3 protein-coding genes and 1 pseudogene are annotated in these 1,817 nt (G+C 68.4%); 3 read left to right on the plus strand and 1 reads right to left on the minus strand.

Annotation, left to right across the window (positions count from 1 at the left end; genetic code table 11):
* Positions 1-231 (minus strand): annotated as a pseudogene (locus tag MJ785_RS21835) (hypothetical protein); the annotation flags it as partial.
* 132 nt (positions 232-363) lie between these two features.
* Between MJ785_RS21835 and MJ785_RS21840 the strand changes: the two are divergent.
* The 3 genes from MJ785_RS21840 to MJ785_RS21850 all read left to right on the plus strand — a co-directional run.
* The gene (locus tag MJ785_RS21840; protein WP_239382753.1) at positions 364-726 is read left to right on the plus strand and encodes a hypothetical protein; all 363 of its coding nucleotides are present in this window, start codon (positions 364-366) and stop codon (positions 724-726) included.
* The gene (locus MJ785_RS21845; protein ID WP_239311840.1) at positions 723-1,127 is read left to right on the plus strand and encodes a type II toxin-antitoxin system VapC family toxin; all 405 of its coding nucleotides are present in this window, start codon (positions 723-725) and stop codon (positions 1,125-1,127) included. The genes MJ785_RS21840 and MJ785_RS21845 overlap by 4 nt, the downstream gene beginning before the upstream one ends.
* A gap of 175 nt (positions 1,128-1,302) precedes the next feature.
* A partial coding sequence (locus MJ785_RS21850; protein WP_239382755.1) for an IS607 family transposase occupies positions 1,303-1,817 on the plus strand: 515 nt, incomplete at its 3' end.

The following is a 1,817-nucleotide window of genomic DNA, read 5'->3' on the forward strand; positions in this document are numbered from 1 at the left end:
CTCCGGCACGCTTAACGCCGGTGCGTCGAGATTCGCCTCCGCGTTGTTGCCCCGGCCGGTACGCGCCAGCCACGCGACGATATCTTCGCGCAGGAATCGTTCTATTCCGCCGGAGGTCTCCACCGGGTCGGGAAAGGGCAGGTGCTGACCGCGTACGCGCGGGCGGCTACGCCACATGCTCACGACCGGACGACGAACCCGCGCCAGATCCGCGACGTCCTGCAGCGCCATAGTGGCCCCAGCGCTCTCCACCGCGTACCTCCCCTGATCGCTCCGGCGACTCACAGGCTACTGGGAAGCATCTAGTCGTCGACTCCATCGAGTGATAAGCCGGTTTATCAGTTCCCCCTGATGACTTTTGGAGTGCCCTGGCGCACGGTGATCTCCGTCCGGGCCGCCTCGGTCCGCGGCTTCCGCGGCATCGGCCCGACGAAGACGCTCAACCTGCGGCCCGGCCCCGGCGGATCCAGGTGGCTGGCCACGCGTCGGTCGTATCCTCAATGGGTGAGTACTCTGCGGGACGAGCTGCACAGTCTGATCGACCGCCTGCCCGAATCGCACGTGGCGCCGATCCTGGCTCTCGTGCGCGAGAGCGCGCCCGCCGAGAGCGGCGGCGACGAGTGGCCACTACCGGATTTCGTCGGTGCGTTGGCCAGCGGCAAGGGCGATCTCGCCGCCCATTCGGCTGAGATCCTGCGCGCGGAACTGGGGCGCGACCCCGAGTGATTGTCTGGGACACCGGGCCGCTGATCGCCGCCGCCGACACCGACGACGAGCACCACGCCCGCAGCGTCGCTCTCATGCGGCGCACGCCCCGGCCGCTACTCGTTCCCTATCCCGTCCTGACCGAAGTCTGTTTCATGCTCGAACGGGAGAAAGGCACCCGCGCCGAAGCCGCGTTCCTGCGCTCCATCAGCACGGGACAGATCAGCCTGGTCCCGCTGGCTCGCCAAGACCTCGCCCGGATGGTCGAACTGGTTGAAAAGTACAGCGACTTCCCACTCGGCGCCGTCGACGCCTCCGTTCTCGCGATCACCGAACGGCTCGGCGCCGACGCCATCGCAACCCTCGACCGGCGACACTTCTCCGTCGTCCGCCTCACGAGGCCGGTCGCACTGCTGCCATGAGGCGCTGATGGCGCGTTCGCCGGCCTTGAAAGCGGCCAGCGATCCGGACGGACGGGGCAAGGTGGTCGTCGCTCATCCACCGAATCCGGACGACAGATAGGGCAGGCCACAGTTGGGCACCGTCGCGGTGGGGGCTGTCAACTGCCGCAGCTTGAGTATGCGGTATGATGCATGAGTGAACTTGAAGCAGTGGGCTGAGCGTGAGGGCGTGCATCACGTCACCGCGTACCGCTGGTTTCGAGAAGGCACGTTGCCGGTACCTGCCCGGCGGGTAGGTCGGTTGATCCTGGTGGAGCCGGAAGCCGTCGAACGGCCGACCGGGCTGACCGCGGTGTACGCCCGGGTGTCGTCGGCGGACCAGAAGGCCGACCTAGACCGGCAGGTCGCCCGGGTGACCGCCTGGGCGGCCGGGCAGAACCTGCCCGTCGGCAAGGTCGTGACCGAGGTCGGCTCCGCACTCAACGGCCACCGCCGCAGGTTCCTCGCGCTGCTGCGAGACCCGGATGTGGCCACGATCGTCGTCGAGCACCGCGACAGGTTCGCCCGGTTCGGCGCCGAATACGTGGAGGCCGCGCTCGCCGCACAGGGCCGCCGGCTGCTCGTCGTCGACCCGGCAGAGGGTGACGACGACCTGGTCCGCGACATCACCGAGATCCTCACGTCGATGTGCGCCCGGCTGTATGGCCGCCG

The sequence above is a fragment of the Protofrankia sp. CiT1 genome (assembly GCF_917627335.1).
GTDB lineage: Bacteria > Actinomycetota > Actinomycetes > Frankiales > Frankiaceae > Protofrankia.